The 18918-nt window shown below is 66.8% G+C and carries 17 protein-coding genes and 1 pseudogene; 7 read left to right on the plus strand and 11 right to left on the minus strand.

Annotated features, from left to right (window positions below):
* The first annotated feature begins 23 nt into the window (after nucleotides 1-23).
* Nucleotides 24-710, plus strand: coding sequence for a PhzF family phenazine biosynthesis protein (locus AB4Z42_RS21055; RefSeq protein WP_442011155.1), 687 nt, complete (start codon nucleotides 24-26; stop codon nucleotides 708-710).
* Nucleotides 711-719: 9 nt separating this feature from the next.
* Here the strand turns inward: AB4Z42_RS21055 and nrdR are convergent, their stop codons facing one another.
* Together nrdR and AB4Z42_RS21065 are read right to left on the minus strand one after the other, a co-directional pair.
* Complete coding sequence (gene nrdR / locus AB4Z42_RS21060) at nucleotides 720-1190, minus strand: transcriptional regulator NrdR (protein ID WP_442011156.1); 471 nt, start codon at nucleotides 1188-1190, stop codon at nucleotides 720-722.
* A gap of 168 nt (nucleotides 1191-1358) precedes the next feature.
* Nucleotides 1359-1808, minus strand: coding sequence for a LysM peptidoglycan-binding domain-containing protein (locus AB4Z42_RS21065; protein ID WP_442011157.1), 450 nt, complete (start codon nucleotides 1806-1808; stop codon nucleotides 1359-1361).
* Between the two features lie 207 nt (nucleotides 1809-2015).
* Between AB4Z42_RS21065 and lexA the strand changes: the two genes are divergently transcribed.
* Nucleotides 2016-2723 (plus strand): transcriptional repressor LexA, encoded by a 708-nt coding sequence (lexA, locus tag AB4Z42_RS21070; RefSeq protein WP_442011158.1) that lies wholly within the window; start codon nucleotides 2016-2018, stop codon nucleotides 2721-2723.
* On the opposite strand, the gene AB4Z42_RS21075 is transcribed toward lexA, so the two are convergent.
* Nucleotides 2720-4750: an LGFP repeat-containing protein gene (locus AB4Z42_RS21075; RefSeq protein ID WP_442011159.1), complete on the minus strand. Its 2031-nt coding sequence runs from the start codon at nucleotides 4748-4750 to the stop codon at nucleotides 2720-2722. The two genes, lexA and AB4Z42_RS21075, sit on opposite strands and share 4 nt — an antisense overlap.
* A gap of 238 nt (nucleotides 4751-4988) precedes the next feature.
* Here AB4Z42_RS21075 and AB4Z42_RS21080 point away from each other — a divergent pair, with 238 nt between their 5' ends.
* Both AB4Z42_RS21080 and mbp1 read left to right on the plus strand, forming a co-directional pair.
* The gene (locus tag AB4Z42_RS21080; protein ID WP_442011160.1) at nucleotides 4989-7289 is read left to right on the plus strand and encodes a molybdopterin-dependent oxidoreductase; all 2301 of its coding nucleotides are present in this window, start codon (nucleotides 4989-4991) and stop codon (nucleotides 7287-7289) included.
* Between the two features lie 78 nt (nucleotides 7290-7367).
* The gene (gene mbp1 / locus AB4Z42_RS21085; RefSeq protein WP_442011161.1) at nucleotides 7368-7607 is read left to right on the plus strand and encodes a microaggregate-binding protein 1; all 240 of its coding nucleotides are present in this window, start codon (nucleotides 7368-7370) and stop codon (nucleotides 7605-7607) included.
* A 55-nt stretch (nucleotides 7608-7662) separates the two neighbouring features.
* Here the strand turns inward: mbp1 and AB4Z42_RS21090 are convergent.
* The 6 genes and pseudogenes from AB4Z42_RS21090 to AB4Z42_RS21115 all read right to left on the minus strand — a co-directional run.
* Nucleotides 7663-8136: pseudogene (locus tag AB4Z42_RS21090) on the minus strand (alpha/beta fold hydrolase); the annotation flags it as partial.
* Between the two features lie 430 nt (nucleotides 8137-8566).
* Complete coding sequence (hflX, locus tag AB4Z42_RS21095) at nucleotides 8567-9979, minus strand: GTPase HflX (RefSeq protein ID WP_442011162.1); 1413 nt, start codon at nucleotides 9977-9979, stop codon at nucleotides 8567-8569.
* Nucleotides 9980-10024: 45 nt separating this feature from the next.
* On the minus strand, nucleotides 10025-10897 hold the full coding sequence (gene dapF, locus AB4Z42_RS21100; protein ID WP_442011163.1) for a diaminopimelate epimerase: 873 nt from the start codon (nucleotides 10895-10897) through the stop codon (nucleotides 10025-10027).
* Between the two features lie 4 nt (nucleotides 10898-10901).
* Nucleotides 10902-11810 (minus strand): tRNA (adenosine(37)-N6)-dimethylallyltransferase MiaA, encoded by a 909-nt coding sequence (gene miaA / locus AB4Z42_RS21105; protein ID WP_442011164.1) that lies wholly within the window; start codon nucleotides 11808-11810, stop codon nucleotides 10902-10904.
* Nucleotides 11807-12493 (minus strand): hypothetical protein, encoded by a 687-nt coding sequence (locus AB4Z42_RS21110; protein WP_442011165.1) that lies wholly within the window; start codon nucleotides 12491-12493, stop codon nucleotides 11807-11809. Before AB4Z42_RS21110 ends, miaA begins: the two co-directional genes overlap by 4 nt.
* Nucleotides 12494-12502: 9 nt before the next feature.
* On the minus strand, nucleotides 12503-13378 hold the full coding sequence (locus AB4Z42_RS21115) for a DMT family transporter (RefSeq protein WP_442011166.1): 876 nt from the start codon (nucleotides 13376-13378) through the stop codon (nucleotides 12503-12505).
* Nucleotides 13379-13553: 175 nt separating this feature from the next.
* Here AB4Z42_RS21115 and AB4Z42_RS21120 point away from each other — a divergent pair, with 175 nt between their 5' ends.
* Nucleotides 13554-14987, plus strand: coding sequence for a DUF349 domain-containing protein (locus AB4Z42_RS21120; RefSeq protein ID WP_442011167.1), 1434 nt, complete (start codon nucleotides 13554-13556; stop codon nucleotides 14985-14987).
* Nucleotides 14988-14999: 12 nt separating this feature from the next.
* Here the strand turns inward: AB4Z42_RS21120 and AB4Z42_RS21125 are convergent, their stop codons facing one another.
* Both AB4Z42_RS21125 and miaB read right to left on the minus strand, forming a co-directional pair.
* Complete coding sequence (locus AB4Z42_RS21125) at nucleotides 15000-15608, minus strand: Rv2732c family membrane protein (protein WP_442011168.1); 609 nt, start codon at nucleotides 15606-15608, stop codon at nucleotides 15000-15002.
* Nucleotides 15596-17170: a tRNA (N6-isopentenyl adenosine(37)-C2)-methylthiotransferase MiaB gene (miaB, locus tag AB4Z42_RS21130; RefSeq protein WP_442011257.1), complete on the minus strand. Its 1575-nt coding sequence runs from the start codon at nucleotides 17168-17170 to the stop codon at nucleotides 15596-15598. The genes AB4Z42_RS21125 and miaB overlap by 13 nt, the downstream gene beginning before the upstream one ends.
* A 157-nt stretch (nucleotides 17171-17327) precedes the next feature.
* On the opposite strand from miaB, the gene AB4Z42_RS21135 reads away from it, so the two are divergent.
* Nucleotides 17328-18056: an amino acid ABC transporter ATP-binding protein gene (locus tag AB4Z42_RS21135; protein ID WP_442011258.1), complete on the plus strand. Its 729-nt coding sequence runs from the start codon at nucleotides 17328-17330 to the stop codon at nucleotides 18054-18056.
* A gap of 19 nt (nucleotides 18057-18075) precedes the next feature.
* Nucleotides 18076-18909, plus strand: a complete 834-nt coding sequence (locus AB4Z42_RS21140) for a glutamate ABC transporter substrate-binding protein (RefSeq protein WP_442011169.1) — start codon at nucleotides 18076-18078, stop codon at nucleotides 18907-18909.
* Nucleotides 18910-18918: the final 9 nt, after the last annotated feature.

An 18918-nucleotide genomic window follows, 5' to 3' on the forward strand; every position in this document is an offset into this window, starting at 1 on the left:
ACGACGGTAAGTAGCATCGGGCCATGGCCATCGATGTGACAGTTCTGCGGGTCTTCACCGACCCCGACGGCAATCACGGCAATCCGCTGGGTGTCGTCGACAACAGCACCGTCGAGCCCTCCGACCGCCAGCGTATCGCCACCCAATTGGGTTACAGCGAAACGATATTCATCGACATGCCGGCCGGCGGGTCGAACACCGCGCACGCGCGCATCTTCACGCCGGCGATCGAGTTGCCCTTCGCGGGGCATCCCACGGTTGGCGCCTCGTGGTGGCTCCGCGATCAGGGGTCTGCGATCAACACATTGCAGGTACCCGCCGGCATCGTGCAGGTCATGTACGACGGCGACCTGACGGCCGTGAGCGCACGCTCGGAATGGGCCCCGGACTTCGCCATCTACGACCTCGGCTCCGTCGACGAGTTGATGGCGGCCGATCCCGCCGATTACACCGACGACGTCGAGCACTACCTGTGGACGTGGCTGGACGAGTCCGCCGCGACGATCCGCTCGCGGATGTTCGCCAGCCACCTCGGCGTTCCCGAAGACGAGGCGACCGGTGCCGCCGCAGTGCGGATCACCGACTACCTCAGCCGCGATCTGGAGATCGTGCAGGGCAAGGGGTCGATGATCTCCACCGAATGGAGCCCCGAGGGCTGGGTGCGTATCGCGGGCCGCGTCGTCAGCGACGGGACAAAGCAGATCGACTGACCGGGCCGCTCAGCCCGGCGCCGGCTGGGGAGACTTCCGATGCTCCCGCAGCGCCTTGATCTCCCGCTCGAAATCCTCGGCCGACGAGAAGCCGCGGTAGACCGAGGCGAACCGCAGGTATGCCACCTCGTCGAGTTCCCGGAGGGGGCCGAGGATGGCCAGTCCCACCTCATTGCTGGGCACTTCCGGCGCTCCCGCGGCGCGCACGGCGTCCTCCACCTGCTGTGCGAGCAGGTTCAGCGCATCGTCGTCGACCTGCCGCCCCTGGCACGCCCGGCGCACGCCCTTGATGACCTTCTCCCGGCTGAACGGCTCGGTGACGCCGCTGCGTTTCACCACGGCAAGGACCGCGGTCTCAACGGTCGTGAAGCGGCGACCGCATTCCGGACACGATCTTCGGCGCCGAATCGCCTGGCCTTCGTCCGTTTCCCGGGAATCGACCACTCTGGAATCGGGATGACGGCAGAACGGACAGTGCATCACCGCTCCTTCGCCGCGCCAACATACGACCAACTCGAACGTCTTCGAGCGTACCTGCGCGGCGGTCCGCCAGCCCGGATTGGGGTTGTTTGGAAGATGTGAGGCGGACACGGTCCCGAATGCCTCCGAATGGCCTTGTACGGTAATCGTTTTCAACGCCCACGGCGATCAGCCGACAGGCGCGATCAACGTCTGGCCGGCGTCCACCGCAACGGAGTCAAGCTTGTTGAGTTCGCGAATCCGGTCGACGACCTGTCCGACCGGGGCGTCGGGCGCCACTCGGCCCGCGACCTGCTGCAGCGTCTCGCCCATCTGGACCTGAACCACCGCGAGGCGGTCCGGAACCGGCGCCGACACCCCGACCACCCCGCCGAATTGAGCCACCAGCCCGAGCCACACGGTGATACCCGCGGCGACCAGCGAGAGCAGCACGGTGGCCATCGGTGTGATCGGGCGCCGCCGATGCGACGTGCGCGACATGCGGACGCCCGAGCTCCGGTACCGCACCGGTGCGCCGGCCGGCCGCCGTGAGGACTGCCGCCGCCGTGCGGGGACGGGCCGGATTCCCGGCCTAACCACGGGTGCTGCCTGGATTTCCCGCGTATTGAGAATCGTCATCTTCCTACCTTCCGGTCCGGGTTGTTCGCTCTTGTGTTCGAACATACTCGCTCAGGTGTTCGATTAATAGAACATGTGATCGAACTGTTGCCAAACGATATCGGGACCCTCCGACAAGTCCCGCGCCCCGATCTGCGGACTCGGCGGAATGCGACACGCCTCGAACACATGTTTGATTTATCGGCTCCCGCGGGCTAGATTCGCGCCATGGATTCCAGCAGCGATGCCCCGGGCGGCACGGAAAGCACCGGCGGACGCGGCGGGCTCGACACGGGTCTGACCGAGCGTCAGCGCACCATTCTCGACGTGATCCGCGCCTCGGTGACCAGCCGGGGCTATCCCCCGAGCATCAGGGAGATCGGCGATGCGGTCGGGTTGACGTCGACCTCGTCGGTGGCTCACCAACTGCGCACGTTGGAGCGCAAGGGCTATCTGCGCCGCGATGCCAACCGACCGCGCGCAGTCGATGTCCGCAGCGCTGAGGACGTCGCAGCGGCTTCGGTCGTCACCACCGATGTGGCGGGGTCCGACGCCCTACCGGAGCCGACGTTCGTACCTGTGCTCGGCCGCATCGCCGCCGGCGGGCCGATCCTGGCCGAAGAGGCCGTCGAAGACGTCTTCCCACTGCCACGTGAGCTGGTCGGCGAGGGCTCGCTCTTCCTGCTCAAGGTGGTGGGTGACTCCATGGTCGACGCGGCCATCTGCGACGGCGACTGGGTGGTCATCCGTCAGCAGAACGTCGCCGACAACGGTGACATCGTCGCCGCGATGATCGACGGCGAGGCGACGGTGAAGACGTTCAAACGCACGCGCGGTCAGGTGTGGCTGATGCCCCACAACCCCGCGTTCGATCCCATTCCCGGCAACGAGGCTGCGGTGCTGGGCAAGGTCGTGACGGTCATCCGCAAGGTCTAGCGGGGCTCGTCATCTGAGACAAAGCCGTTCACCCGCGCGAGTTCTTCACTCGCGAACCAGATTTCGGCACTGGCATCCTCATACATCGCGCTACCCGGCGCCCAGTACACGCCCGACCTGGTGTTCGCCTTGATCGGATAGCCGTCCGGCGCCTCGTTGAGGTCGTCCAGCGGCAGCTGGAAAGCTACGCGCGGCTCGGGTTCGTCGATCTCGATGCGGGCGTGACGCCCGGTATCGGTGAGCGGATCGCGCGCGACGACGGGGGGAATGGTGAGAACACGGGTCGGTGCGGTGTCGACCGCATCGGTATCTTCGTCATCCTCGATCTCGTCAACCTCGGCGGGAGGCTCTTCCTCCTCGACGTTCGCAGGCGCTCCCCACGGGTCGTCGTCCGCCGAGCCGAACTCGTCACGATGTGCGAAGTCGTCACCATGCGTGAAGTCGTCATCGTGCGCGTGATCGGGTGTTAGGTCCTCACCACTTGGCATGTCGTCGCCATGGGGCAGTGAGCCCAGACCCTGACTGGCGTAACGGTCGCCGAACATCGCCGCGGCGTATTCGTCGTCAGTGGTAGCCCGCTCAGACCCGCCGACACTGCCGTAGGCGTGTTCGGGATCGCCGCGGAACCTCGCATCGTCCGATACGTAGGAACCGTCCGGCGCGAAGGGGTCCTCGCCCTTGCGACGCCGCAGCAATGTCGCCAACAACACGACTCCGATGAGTGCCACCAACGGCACCAGGGCCAACAGCCACCACCAGCTGAACTTGAACCACTTGCTGCCCTTGGAATCTGATGAGGCCGAGGTGCCCGGCGCTTCAGGCGCCTTCTGTCCCGGCACCTCCAGACCCGACAACTCGGAAGCCAGATTCCCCGGCTCCGTGTTGAATTCGCTCGTCGAACGATCCCACGAGACGACGCCACCGCTGAAGCGCTGCGTGATGACGTCACCGGACTCGGTCTGGTCGGCGACCGGTGCGCCGAGCGCACCCTTCGCGCCGTCCAGTTTGTCCCAGGCCGCGGCCATCGCGCCGCGCACGATCACCGCTCCGTACTCGGGCGTCCAGAAGATGATCGGCTTGTCCTCGGCGGCGAAGCTGCTCATGCGGCTGTCGGTGGCCAGTCCACCGTCGACCTCGCTGGTGATCGGGAATCCGAGGTCGCCCTCCGGACCGCCCACGCTCTCGTACTTGGCCAGCACCTGCCCGGTCACGACGTGCGCCCCGGTGTCGGGCGTGTAGAAGATCGCGCCGCCGGCGAAGTTCTGCCTCAATCCGTTCTTGCCGATGGGAACGGGCGCGCCCTCGGCCGCGCCGAGCGGGCCCAGCGCTCCCCCGGCGGCGCGCCGGGCCGCGTTGATCGCGGCCGCAGGGTCATCGGCGAACTGCAGGTCTCCCAGCTGCCCGGCCAGGTCCGGCGGCACGGTGGTGAACGTCTTCTTCCCGAGGTCGTACGACAATTCGCCGCCGGTGAACTTCTGGCTGACGACGTCGTCGCGGTAGGTCTCATCCTCCGAGGGCACGCCGAGCGACCCCGCCGAGCCACCGAGCTTGTCCCATGCGGCGTTGATCGGGCCGCGGACCACCCGTGCGCCGGTCGCGGGGGTGAAGAAGATGACCGGCTTGTCCGACGCGCTGAACGTGACGTTTGCGCTATCCGGGGCCCGGCCGGGGCCCTCGTCGATCGTCGGGAAACCCAGATCGCCATCGGCAGGCCCGCCCAGCGACTCGTACTTCTCCAGGATCGCGCCCTGCACGAAGTGTGCGCCGGTCGCAGGCGTAAAGAACATCTTGCCGCCAGCGAAGTTCTGGCCGAAGCCCTCACCGATGGGATAGACGTCGCCGTTCCTGGGTCCCAGCGGGCCGCCGTCGCCGCCGCTGGCCTCCCACGCCGCCGTGATGGCACCATTCGCATCGACATCCGGTTGCGCCGCCGCGTCCGGCGCCAGCAAAACAGTCGTCGACGCCGCCAGCAAACCGATGATCACCCGATGGATCACCCTGCGGCGCCGACTCTTCTGCCCGCCCATTAAGCCTCCCGCGGTCGGCAAAAATTCCATGAAAAGTATCGCGCCCGTCAACTGTCTGTCAGATCACGGCAAATAACCAAGGGACACACCCAAACTCTGAAAGAGAAATTACCCCGGTAATGCACAAAAACTGCGGATCTCGCGCCCCAATGCGCCGAATCATGTTGCCCGAAAGCCATGCTGCGCCCGATATCGTTGACCTCGGCGCCAACGTATTCGCGGCCTAAACTCGGAACTCATGCCGCCCACGACCACCAGCCTCGCGCATTGGGGCGCATTCACGGCTAGCGTCGACGCCGGCGAAATCGCCTCCGTCACCCCGTTTGACGGCGATGCCGACCCTTCTCCTTTGTTGGGAAATCTTCCGGGTTCTCTTCGCCATCGATCCCGCATCGCGGAACCGGCCGTTCGGCGTGGATGGCTGCGCGACGGTCCCGGGGCGACCTCGGCACGCGGCGCTGACGAATTCGTCGGCGTGTCATGGGATGAACTCACCGAACTGCTCGCAGACGAACTTCGGCGCGTCGTCGATACCCACGGCAACGAGGCGATATACGGCGGCTCATACGGGTGGGCCAGCGCGGGCAGATTTCACCATGCCCAGAGCCAGGTTCACCGCTTCCTGAAATTTCTTGGCGGATACACCTTTTCGCGGCACTCCTACAGCCTGGGTGCGACCGGCGTGATAATGCCACACATCGTCGGCACCCATGATGACCTGTTCAAACGCTCCACGGATTGGGAGGTCATCGTCGAACACACCGATCTCCTCGTGTGTTTCGGCGGCCTGGCCTTGAAGAACACGGGAATCAATCATGGCGGCACCACCGCCCATCCCGCCCGCGATGCGCTGCACCGCTTCCGCGACAAGGGTGGACGCATCGTGTCCTTTTCGCCCATGCGCGACGACGTCGACGGCGACTGCGAATGGCTGGCTCCGGTACCGGGCACCGATGTCGCGATCATGCTGGCACTCGCCCACGTTTTGGCCACCGAATCCCTGGCCGACCGCGACTTCCTGACCAGGTACTGCACCGGGTACGAGCGCTTCGAGCGCTACCTGCTGGGGGTTGACGACGGCGTGCCCAAGTCGGCGCACTGGGCGTCGGAGATCTGCCGATTGCCCGCCGACGCGCTCGTCGTGCTTGCGCGCCGGATGGCCCGATGCCGCACGATCGTCACCGTCAGCTGGTCACTGCAGAGAACGCGGCACGGTGAGCAGGCACCGTGGATGGGACTGACCCTCGCGGCGATGCTCGGTCAGATCGGCCTTGCGGGAGGTGGATTCGGCCACGGCTACGGGTCGATGAACGAGCCCGGTCTGCCGCCGCTGCGTTGCCGGCTGCCGTCGCTGCCGCAGGGCCTCAATCCAGTGCAGGCGTTCATCCCGGTCGCCGCGATCAGCGACATGCTGCTGCATCCTGGTGAGCAGTTCGACTACAACGGGCGACGTTTGACGTATCCCGACATCAGGCTGGTCTACTGGGCCGGCGGCAATCCGTTCCACCATCACCAGAACATTCCGCGATTGCGCCGGGCGCTGAGCCGTGTCGACACCGTCGTGGTCCATGAGCCGTACTGGACGGCAATGGCCAAACACGCGGACATCGTCGTGCCGTCGACCACCGCGTACGAACGCGACGATTATTCGGGTTCACGAAACGACCCGATGTTTGTGGCGATGCCCGCACTCGCTGAGCCGTTCGCCGAATCCCGGGACGACTACACCACATTCGCGGCACTGTCCGAGAAGCTGGAATTCGGGGCGCAGTTCACCGAGGGTCGAACGGCTCGGCAATGGCTGGCTCATATGTACGACAAATGGTCCGCGGGACTGGATTTCGCGGTGCCGACCTTTGACGAGTTCTGGAGTCTTGGCCGACTGCGACTGCCCACCGAAGACCGCCTGACCCTGATGGGCGATTTCCGCAACGACCCTGTCACCCACCGACTCGGCACTCCCAGTGGGCGTATCGAGATCTTCTCCGAGGAGATCGACGGGTTCGCCTACGACGACTGCGCCGGTCACCCGAAGTGGTACGAGCCGACCGAGTGGCTCGGTGGCCAACGCGCAGCGGACTATCCACTGCACCTGCTCGCCAACCAGCCGGCGTCCCGGCTGCACAGCCAGCTCGACGGCGGTGCGACAAGTCAGGCGTCGAAAGTGCGGCAGCGCGAGCCGATCCGGATGCACCCGATCGATGCGGCATGTCGGTCGTTGGTCGACGGTGACGTGGTGCGGGTGTTCAACGACCGCGGCGCATGCCTGGCAGGTGTGGTGATCGACGATCGGTTGCGGCCCCGCGTGGTGCAACTGTCCACGGGTGCGTGGTTCGATCCGCAGGACCCGTCGGACCCCGACGCGATGTGCGTGCACGGCAACCCCAATGTGCTCACCGACGACGTCGGGACGTCAGCGCTGGCCCGCGGTTGCACCGGTGCGCACGTCCTCGTCGAGGTGGAGAAGTTCGACGGGGTCCCGCCGCCGGTCAAGGCGCACGATCCGCCGGTGATCTCGAGCGCGACACGCCCAGCGTGACCTGGACCACCCTATGGTTTGCCGCGACGCGCTTCGGGGAAATCCCAGGTCACCAACGAAGCGAGGAGGAACCTGCAAATGTCGTCAGATAACAGCGGCCCCGAGGAAGCAATCAAGGGTGTCGTCGAAGGCGTCAAGGGCAAGGTCAAAGAGGTCGCGGGCGCGGTAGCCGGACGCGACGATCTGTATCGCGAGGGCCAGGCCCAGCAGGACAAGGCCGACGCACAGCGTGATGCCGCGAAGAAGGAAGCCGAAGCTGAGGCCGCGCGCGGCGCCGCCAAGACCGCTGAGAAGCGGCAGGAAGCCGAGCAGAACTAGCTCACCAGACGAGAGGCCCCCGAATCCCATTGGGTCGGGGGCCTTTCGCCTGTCTTCAGGCCAATTCCTTGAGCAGCCGGTCGGTGAGTTCGTCGGGACTGTCGATCGTCAGCATGTGATTGGCACGGGCGATGAGATGTGTGCGAACGTCGGGAATCAACCTCTGCGCCCTGGCAATCGCGGCGTGCGGACCGCCGCGGTAGATGACCTCACGGTCCCCGATGAGCACCGTCGTCGGCACGGCAATCCGGCGCAGCGTGTCATCGGAAAGCACGGTCGGCGGTGTCACCGCGGTCGGGATGTGTTTGCTTGTCAGCAGCGCCGTCACAATCAGATCTGCTATCGGATCGGTTTCGACATTCGGTGTGTTCGACAACCATTGCATGAATTGTCGTGCCCGCTCAGGTGAGCGCCGCAGATTGGCGGAGAACACTCCGCGATAGAACTCGAGGGTGATGGGCGCGAACGTCGCGGCAGGGCACAGCAACACGAGGCGATTCACGAATTCGGGCGCGAGCACCGCGAGATTGGCCGCGAGCCAACCACCGTAGGAAAGCCCGACGACCCTTGCCTGCTCGACGTCGAGCGCGGCAAAGCACCTGGCGCAACCACGCGACGAGTTTGGCCTTTCCGAGTATCCGCCTGCTGGAAAGACTCTTGTTGCCTTCGAAGATCGTGTCGATGCAGTAACAGCGGTAGGTCGTGCTCAACGCCTCGATGACCGGTCGCCACATCACGGCGGTGGCGGCCGCCCCGTGGAGCAGGACGAGCGGCGGCGCCGACTCCGAACCACTGACGATGACGTGCGTGGTGCCGAATTCGGTTCCCAGATCACGCTCCTCGCAGTCGACGGGCCAGCCGGCGACGACGGCGTCGTACTTCGCGATGAAATCGTCGCGGGCCTGTGGACTACGAAACGGGTCCAGCTTCGACATGCGCCGATGGTAACGACGCCCGACCTAGAAGGTTGAGTACTCGCTCAAGCTGGCGGCCAACGAGATCGGCACATGAGCCTTGATCCTGGTGCCGTCGGCGGTGTGCTCGGTCGCGTCCACCCGGCCGTCGGCATGCACCTTGCTGACGAGATCGCCGCGGTCGTACGGAATCGTCACATCCACCACGGTGTCTGTCGGAGCGATCAGTTCGGACATCCGCTGCTGCAGCCGCGCCAGACCCTCACCGGTGTGCGCCGAGACGAACACCGCATCCGGGAGCGCCCGCCGAAGATGGGCGAGCGCGAGGTCGCTTGCGGCATCGATCTTGTTGACCACCACCAACTCTGGCGCGGGCCTGCTGTCGTGATCGACAGTCACCTCATTGACCACCTTGCGCACCGCATTGATCTGGTCCAACGGCTTGACGTCGGAACCGTCGACGACGTGCACCAGCAGGTCGGCGTCGACGACCTCCTCCAACGTGGACCGAAACGCCTCCACCAGTTGTGTCGGCAGATGTCGTACGAACCCGACCGTGTCCGTCAGAACGAAGGCTCTGCCGTCTTCGAATTCCCCACGGCGCGTTGTCGGTTCGAGAGTCGCGAACAACGCGTTCTCCACCAGGACACCGGCGCCGGTCAGCGCATTGAGCAAACTGGACTTGCCCGCGTTCGTGTAGCCCACGATCGCGATCGATGCCACATCACTCGCCAGCCGGCGGCTGCGCTGGGTGTCGCGGATCTTCTTCATGTCCTTTATCTCGCGGCGCAACTTGGACATTCGCTCGCGGATGCGTCGACGGTCGGTCTCGATTTTGGTCTCGCCGGGTCCGCGGGTACCAACGCCGCCACCACTGCCGCCCGCGCCGCCGCCCTGTCGCGACATCGACTCACCCCAGCCGCGCAGCCTGGGCAGCATGTACTCCATCTGGGCGTACGCCACCTGCGCCTTGCCCTCGCGACTGGTGGCGTGTTGGGCGAAGATGTCGAGAATCAGTGCGGTGCGGTCGATCACCTTGACCTTGACGGCCTTCTCCAGCGCATTGAGCTGCGCGGGGCTCAGCTCACCGTCGCAGATCACGGTGTCCGCGCCGGTGGCCAGCACCACTTCCCGCAGCTCGGCCGCCTTGCCCGAGCCGATGTAGGTCGACGGATCCGGCTTGTCGCGGCGCTGGACGAGCCCCTCGAGCACCTCCGAGCCGGCGGTCTCCGCGAGCGCCGCGAGTTCGGCCATGCTGGCATCGACGTCGGCCGCGCTGCCCTCGGTCCACACCCCCACCAGCACGACGCGTTCGAGGCGCAGCTGGCGGTACTCGACCTCGGAAACGTCGGTCAGTTCGGTCGACAGACCGGCCACACGGCGCAGCGCCGTGCGGTCTTCGAGAGCGAGCTCACCCGCACTGGGTGTCTCGTTGCGTGGGAATTTGGGATACGTCATAAGCGAATACAGCGTCGCACGCCTATTGCGGCCGCTGCACGTGAATTAACGCTGGGCAGCACGCCACCATTCCTCGGACAACTCACCGCGGGCAACAAGAACCGACGGGCCACGCAGGAAGCTGCTGGCGTCGGTGACCGTGACGGTGACGTCCCCACCGGGGATGTTCACCCGCAACGTGCCGGTGGACGCGCCGGCGAACGCCAACGCGGCGACAGCCGCGGCCACGGTCCCGGTACCGCAGGACCGCGTCTCGCCGACACCACGTTCGTGCACCCGCATCGACACCTCGCCATCAACGGGCGCGGTCAGCACCTCGATGTTGACCCCTTCGGGGAACTGCGTGCGGTCGAACGACACGGGCGCGGCGACGTCCAGCGATGCCAACTCGTTGTATGTCATGACGGGATCGACGCAGGCCAGGTGGGGATTGCCCACATCGATCGCCAGCCCGGCGAAGGGTCTGCCACCGACGATCGCCTCGCCGACGCCCAATTGATTCGTCTTTCCCATCTCGACGGTGACGTCGGCGCCGGTGGCGTCCCAGTCGTGCAGCACAACGGGCCGCGGTCCGGCCAGCGATCCGACGACGAACTCGTCGCGATTCTCGAGCCCGGAGGCTCGCAGGTAGTGCGCGAACACCCGAACCCCGTTGCCGCACATCTGCGCGATCGAGCCGTCGGCGTTGCGGTAGTCCATGTACCAGTCACCGGGCGCGACGCCCTCGGGAATCCGGTCGAATACGCCCGCGGCCTCCGCGGCCGCTGCCGTCGTCACCCGCAGCACACCGTCGGCACCGAGGCCGCGGCGGCGGTCGCAGAGCGCGGCCACCGCGGCAGGCGTCAGCATCAGCCGGCCTTCCGGGTCGGGCAGCACCACAAAGTCGTTCTGTGTGCCATGCCCCTTGGCGAACTCCACCTGCTCAGGATACGTCGCGCCAGATACGCAAGGCTTCCTCGAGGGTGTCGGCCGCCGCGCCGTCAAGCCAGCTGATGCGGTGGTCCCGACGGAACCACGACCGCTGCCGTCGCACGTAGCGGCGGGTCCCGAAGAACGTCGGTTCACGCGCAGCGGTTCCGTCGCCTCCGTCGTCGAGGTCGGCGATCACCTGCGCGTATCCCAGCGCGCGAGAGGCTGTCACGCCGTCCCGCAGGCCGCGGCTCAGGAGGCCGCGGACCTCGTCCACCAGCCCGTCGTGGAACATCGTGTCGGTCCGCTGGGTCAGGCGTTCATCGAGACGTGTTGTTTCCCAATCCAACCCGACGATCGCGGTGCCCCATCGAGGTGCGCCGATCGCCGGGAAGGACGCCGCGAAAGGCTGCCCAGTCAGTTCGACTACCTCCAGCGCCCGCACGATGCGTCGTCCGTCGGTGGCCAGGATCGACGCCGCCGCCTCGGCGTCGGCGCGTGCCAACTCCTGGTGCAGAGCCGATACACCGACCTCAGCGAGCCGCTGTTCGTATTTGGCGCGCACCTGCGGGTCCGTCGCCGGGAAGGTCCATTCGTCGAGCAGCGACTGGATGTACATCATCGAACCGCCGACCACGATCGGCACGGCGCCGCGGGCGGCGATGGCTTCGATGTCGACCGCTGCCGCCTGCTGGTAGCGGGCCACGCTGGCGGTTTCGGTCACCTCGAGGACGTCGAGCTGATGGTGCGGGATGCCGCGCCGCTCGGCGGGCGCCAGCTTCGCGGTGCCGATGTCCATACCGCGGTAGAGCTGCATCGCGTCGGCATTCACGATCTCGCCGCCGAGGTGCTCGGCGACGGCGAGCGCCAGCGCCGACTTTCCGGTCCCGGTCGGGCCGACGATCGCGATCGGACGTGTCATGGATGCCAGACGCCGACGAAATAGCCCACTCCGTAGGGCGCACCGCGGTACAGCCCCTTGGCCGACCGCGGGCCGGGCTCGGTCAGTCCGGCCAGCACCTGATACGCGACCCGTCCCACGATCGCGTCAGGCAGCCGCGCGAGTGCGGCCGCGTCGCCTGCGGCCAGCGCATCGTCGAGCGCGGCCTGCACGGGAATCGAGTTCGGGTCGTAGCCGCCGGGGGCGGGCTGGGTCAGCGTGTTCGCCCCGTCGGCGACGACGAGCACACCGATGGGGTCGGCGGCCTCGTCGATCTCAGCGCGCAGCGCTTCGCCATGTGCCAGCGCCGCATCGACGTCGTGGTCGTCGGCGTAGACCCGCACCTCGGCGTGCGCCTCGGGCTGGGCGCGGCCGCGCAGCCAGCCCACCACCAGCGCGCACAGCGGAAGCTCCGTCAGCGCGACGGACGGGCCCGGTGACAAGGCGACGGGTACGTCGACGCCGTAGCCCGCGAATGTGCCGGTCTGTCGGGGATCCACCACGAGATCGGAGCGCCCCACCCCGATGGCGATCCACCGCGCGGGCAGCGCCGTCGCGGCCGTGAACGCCGCCTCCCTCAGGTCGGAGAGCTCGGCTGCGGCGCCGGAGGCCAGTTCGGGCACCATGACGGGCGCCGACGGGACGATCGCGATGGCGCTCAGCACGTGACCACGCTAATGCCGGGTCGCCTTGTCGCCTGCTATGGCCGCTTCGCCGCGGGCCAGTGCGCCGGTCGCGAAGACCATCACCGCGACGGCGACGATCAGCGTCAGCCAGCCCGCTTCGCCGGGCCGCAGCGTCTCGCCGAGGATCACGACGCCGAGCGCCGATGCCACCACCGGTTCGGTGACCGTCATCGTCGGCAGGGACGCGGTCAGCGATCCGGCCCGGAACGAGAACTGCTGCCATGCGGTGCCCGCCACCGCGATGACGACCCAGGCGTACAGCTCCGGTGTGCGCAGCAGCGCGATGAGACCGTCGTCGAGGCGGTCGACCACGCCCTTCGTCAGCACCGCGAAGACGCCCCACAACGCGCCGGACACGACGGCAAGCAGCACGGCACTGATCGGACCCTTCACCATGCTGCCGCCGATCACGCACAGCACCAGCACGGGTCCGAGCACCGCCACCACCGCGGCCCACGTTTCCAACGAGGCATGGGAGTGCCCCTCGGTCGGATTGCCGACGGTGACGATCACCGCTACAGCGGCCGCGAGCAGCACCGCCCACGTCCACTCCCACCGCGTCACCCGACGGTGTGACAGCCGTGCGTGGATCGGCAGCGCGAACAACAGCGAGGTCACCAGCAGTGCCTGCACGAGAAGCACCGAGCCCAGGCCCAGCGCGGCGGCCTGCAACCCGAATCCGACGCCGGCGACGAGGCTGCCCAGCCACCATTGGCGGTCGCGCAGCAGCTGGAGAAACAAGGCGGCATGGCCGACCTGCTCGTCGGTCACCTCGTGCGCCTGGCGTTGATGCATGACGTCGCCGATCGCGATGAACAGAGCAGCGCCGAGGGCGAGCAGGGCGGCGATATCCGCCTTATTCATCGCGATCCTTCCGTCGTCGTTGACAGAGCGTAGGCGGACGCTTGAGAGGCGCAACGCGAAAGCCGTGCGCACACGGCGCGGCGACCTGTTTGAATAGCGTTCGAAAGCGAGCTATCAGGCGCCGCGTCGCGCGGCAGGTGCGCGGATCACCGCGTGGAGGGTACGAGAAACGAATATGACGATCAGCGAGCCAGGAGGGCAGCCCTCCTCGCCGAAACCCGCGTCTGGGTCTCTCCCACCCAGACCCGCGTCTGGGTCTCTCCCACCCAGACCCGCGTCTGGGTCTCTCCCGCCCAGACCCGCGTCTGGGTCTCTCCCGCCCAGACCCGCCCCGCGGCCGGGACCGCCGCCGCGTCCCGTCCCGCGTCCCGGCAGGGCGGCGCCGACGCTTGCGGCGCCCCCGTCCAGCGACCCGCACCGGTTCGGCAGAGTCGACCCCGACGGCACGGTGTGGCTGGTCACCGGTTCCGGTGAGCGCGTCATCGGGTCCTGGCAGGCCGGCGACACCGAGGCCGCATACGCGCATTTCGGGCGCCGCTTCGATGACCTGCACACCGAAGTGGCTCTGATGGAGAGCCGCCTGGAGTCCGGCACAGGCGATGCCCGCAAGATCAAGACAGCGGCGAAAGCGCTCGCCGACACCCTGGCGGATGCGCATGTGCTCGGCGACGTCGATGCCCTGGCCGCGCGACTGGCCACCATCGCCGAGCACGCCGACGAGACCGCACAGGCCGACAAGGCGAAGCGCGAAGAACACCGGGCCGCCCAGCTCGCGCGCAAGGAGGCGCTGGCCACCGAGGCCGAGGAACTGGCCGCCAACTCGACCCAGTGGAAGGTCGCGGGTGACCGGCTGCGCGAAATTCTCGACGAGTGGCGCACGATCACCGGGCTGGACCGCAAATCCGACGACGCGCTGTGGAAGCGGTACTCCGCGGCCCGCGAGGGGTTCAATCGCAGGCGCGGTTCGCATTTCGCGGACCTCGACCGCGAGCGGGCCGGCGCCCGGCAGGCCAAGGAAGCGATCTGCGAGCGTGCCGAGGCGTTGGCGGACTCCACGGACTGGGGACCGACCGGCGCCGCGTTTCGCGACCTGATGACCGAGTGGAAGGCGGCTGGACGTGCGGCCAAGGACGTCGACGACGCGCTGTGGCAGCGGCTGAAAGCGGCGCAGGACACATTCTTCTCGGCACGCAACGCCGCGACCGCCGAACGCGACACCGAGTTTCGCGCCAATGCCGAGGCGAAGGAAAAGCTGCTCGCCGAAGCCGAGAGGCTCGACACCAGCGACCTCGACGCGGCAAGGGCCGCACTGCGCACGATCGGCGACAAATGGGATGCGATCGGCAAGGTGCCGCGCGAGCGAGCCGCCGACCTGGAACGTCGGCTGCGTGCGGTGGAGAAGAAGGTGCGCGACTCCCCGACCGGCGGCGTCGACCCGGAGGCAAAGGCGCGTGCGGACCAATTCCGTTCCCGCGCAGAACAATACGAACGCCAAGCCGAGAAGGCCGAAGCCGCAGGGCGGGAGAAGGACGCCGCCGAATCGCGAGCCAACGCCGAACAGTGGCGCCAGTGGGCCGACGCGGCCGCCGAGTCCCTCGGGAAGCGTTAACGCTGCGCCGAACTAGGCCTCGGGCTTGTTCTTGTCCTTGTTCTCGTTCTTGTCCCAGCCGTCGAGTAGACCCTTGCGCTGCTCTTCGGCGACGTGGCGGCGGCGCTGTTCCTCGGCGGCGAGTTGAACGGCGGTACGCGCCCACACCGCGCGCGCCCAGTGGTACGTCACCACGATCACCGCGAGCCACGCGACGATGAGCCCGATACCGGGACCGGGATAGGAACCGGGCGCCGTCTGTCGTGACCACACCGCGAGCAGGCCGATCAGGGACGCCACCGTCGACCCGGCCAGCGCGATCCACGCCAGCGCCCAGCGCCGCGTCAACAGCGCCAGCATCGAGAAGCCGACACCGAATACCAGCACCAGCCAGGTGAACACGCGCGACGGCAGCGAAATCCCCTCCCGGATCGCCGCCTCGCTGCCGATGAGCACATCCAGTCCCCTGGCCCCGCCGGCGTGGGGCAGGATGAAGGACACCAGGAGCACGAACACGCCGATGGCGATGACCAAAGCCCTTGCACCAGGGTCGATCTCACGTGCGACACGGCGTTCGGCCGCTTCGATGTCGCCCTTGAAACTCTCGAAGTCGCCGTGGTCTGGCTTGTTCACCGGCCGCACCCGGTCGACACCTGCGGTTCGGCGGGGACGCCGATACTGGGCATACCCAAACCGACACCGGTGCGCGGACGTCCCCACGCAGGCGGGGGGCCCTCCCCCGCCGCGTGGGCGTCGCCCGCGCGGGTGCGGCGGTGGGCGGCGATCGCCGAGTCGGCGATCAGGTGATGCGGGGCAGCGCCGGTGATCGTCGTCGTGACGATGTCGCCGGGACGGATCTGCAGACCATCGGGGTTGAAGTGCACCAGCCGGCCGTCGCGTGCCCGCCCGGACATCCGCGCGGTGGCGGCGTCCTTGCGTCCTTCGCCGGTGGCGACCAGCAGCTCGACCGTGCAACCGATCAGCGCCGTGTTCTCTTCCAGAGAGATCCGCTCCTGCAGTTCGATCAGCCGCTGATACCGCTCGGCCACAACGTGTTTGGGCACCTGGTCGTCCAGCTCGGCGGCGGGGGTGCCGGGCCGCTTGGAATACTGGAAGGTGAATGCGCTTGCGAACCGCGCCTGCTCGACGACATCGAGCGTGGCCTGGAAGTCGGCCTCGGTCTCGCCGGGGAATCCGACGATGAGGTCGGTGGTGATCGCGGCGTGCGGAATGGCCGCACGCACGCGCTCGATGATCCCGAGGTAGCGCTCGGCACGGTAGGACCGTCGCATCGCGCGCAGGATCCGATCGGACCCGGACTGCAGCGGCATGTGCAGTGTGGGACACACATTCGGTGTCTGCGCCATCGCTTCGATCACGTCGTCGGTGAACTCGGCGGGATGCGGCGAGGTGAAGCGCACCCGCTCCAGTCCGTCGATGCGTCCGCAGGCACGCAGCAGTTTGGCGAATGCGCCGCGGTCGCGCGGCTCGTCCGGGTCGGCGAAGGAGACGCCGTAGGCGTTGACGTTCTGACCGAGCAGGGTTATTTCCAGAACACCCTGGTCGACGAGCGAGGTCATCTCTGCGAGGACGTCGCCGGGCCTGCGGTCGACCTCCTTACCACGCAGGGCAGGCACGATGCAGAACGTGCAGGTGTTGTTGCAGCCCACGGACACCGACACCCATGCGGCGTAGGCGGACTCGCGGGTGGCGGGCAGGGCGGACGGGAACTCCTTCAGCGCCTCGACGATCTCGACCTGGGCGGCCCTGTTGTGACGGGCGCGGTCGAGCAGTACCGGAAGCGATCCGATGTTGTGCGTGCCGAAGACGACGTCGACCCACGGCGCCTTTTTCAGCACCGTGTCGCGGTCCTTCTGCGCCAGGCAGCCGCCGACGGCGATCTGCATGTCGGGCTCGGCCTGCTTACGAGGGGCCAGATGGCTGAGGTTGCCGTAGAGCTTGTTGTCGGCGTTCTCCCTGACCGCGCAGGTGTTGAACACGACGACGTCGGCGTCGGTGTTGTCGGCGGCCTTGCGGTACCCGGCGGCTTCCAGCAACCCCGCCAGCCGCTCGGAGTCATGGACATTCATCTGGCAGCCGTACGTGCGGACCTGATAGGTGCGAGTGTCATGGCGAACTTCCGACGAACGCTCGCGCGAAGCGGCATCAGCACCGCTGCGCGCGGTCGCATCTCGGGTCGCCATCGAAGTCACTGCTTCATCGTACGGACAGGTCAGCCGTGCGATTCGAGCGGATTGACGACTTCTGAGCACGCTGGGCGTTACCTGGGTAAGGTCTGCACACATGGAGGCAGGCGGGTCGGAAGTGAAAGAGGTCGATCCGGCTCCGGGAGCCCATCCCATGATCTCGATGGAAGCCGTCAACAAACATTTCGGCAGCCTGCATGTGCTCAAGGACATCGATCTGAAGGTGGGCCGCGGGCAGGTCATCGTGGTGCTGGGGCCGTCCGGTTCGGGCAAGTCGACGCTGTGCCGCACCATCAACCGTCTCGAGACCATCGACTCGGGCACCATCGCGATCGACGGCGAAGTGTTGCCCGCCGAAGGCAAGAAGCTGGCGCAGCTCCGGTCCGACGTCGGCATGGTGTTCCAGTCGTTCAATCTGTTCGCGCACAAGACAATCCTGGAAAACGTGACGCTGGCGCCGATGAAGGTGCGCAAGGCGTCCAAGGACAAGGCCCGCGAGAACGCCATGGCGTTACTCGAGCGGGTCGGGGTGGCGAATCAGGCGGAGAAATACCCGGCGCAACTGTCGGGTGGTCAACAGCAGCGGGTGGCGATCGCACGCTCTCTGGCGATGAACCCGAAGGTCATGCTGTTCGACGAGCCGACGAGCGCGCTGGACCCGGAGATGATCAACGAAGTCCTCAACGTCATGACATCCCTCGCCAAGGAGGGCATGACCATGCTCGTCGTGACGCACGAGATGGGGTTCGCGCGGGGTGCGGCCAATCGCGTCGTCTTCATGGCTGACGGAGCGATCGTCGAAGCGGCCGAGCCGCAGGAGTTCTTCACCAATCCCAAGAGCGAGCGCGCCAAAGACTTTCTCAGCAAGATCCTCAAGCACTAACCCCGAAAGGAATTCGAAAATGCCGTCATTGCGAATCCGGTTGGCCGCAGCCGTCGCAGCTGTCGCACTCCCCCTCACTCTTACCGCTTGCGGCGGCGGCAACTCCGGGGGCAGTGCCGCGTCGGGCGACAAGGACAAGGTCGTCATCGGGATCAAGTTCGACCAGCCGGGCCTAGGCCTGAAGAATCCGGACGGCACCTACAGCGGGTTCGACGTCGACGTCGCCACGTACGTCGCCCAGCAGTTGGGTTATGGACCCGACAAGATCGAGTGGAAGGAAGCCGTCTCCGCGCAGCGCGAGAACCTGATCGACAACAATCAGGTCGACTACGTCGTCGCCACCTACTCGATCACCGACGAGCGCAAGAAGCGCGTGGACTTCGCGGGTCCCTACCTCGTCACCGGGCAGAGCCTGCTGGTCAAGGCCGACAACAATGACATCACCGGCAAGGATTCGCTTTCGGGCAAGATCCTCTGCTCGGTGAAGGGCTCGACTCCGGCGCAGAAGATCAAGGACGAGTTCCCGACGGTGCAGCTGCAGGAATACCCGAACTACTCGGCATGTGTCGAGGCCCTCAAGTCGGGCAAGGTCGCGGCAGTCACCACCGACGAGGTGATCCTGGCCGGTTACGCCGCGCAGTCCCCTGGTGCGTTCAAGCTGGTCGGCGGAACGTTCTCGGAGGAGAACTACGGCATCGGCCTGAAGAAGGGCGATACCGAACTGTTGAACAAGATCAACGATGCACTGAAGAAGATGGAGACCGACGGAGCCTGGGCGGCAGCGTTCGAGAAGAACCTCGGCCCCGCGGGCATCAAGACGCCGGAACCACCGGCCATCGCCGCGAGCAACTGAGGTCCGGCG

Origin of the sequence: Mycobacterium sp. 2YAF39, from assembly GCF_052114565.1 — a bacterium.
GTDB lineage: Bacteria > Actinomycetota > Actinomycetes > Mycobacteriales > Mycobacteriaceae > Mycobacterium.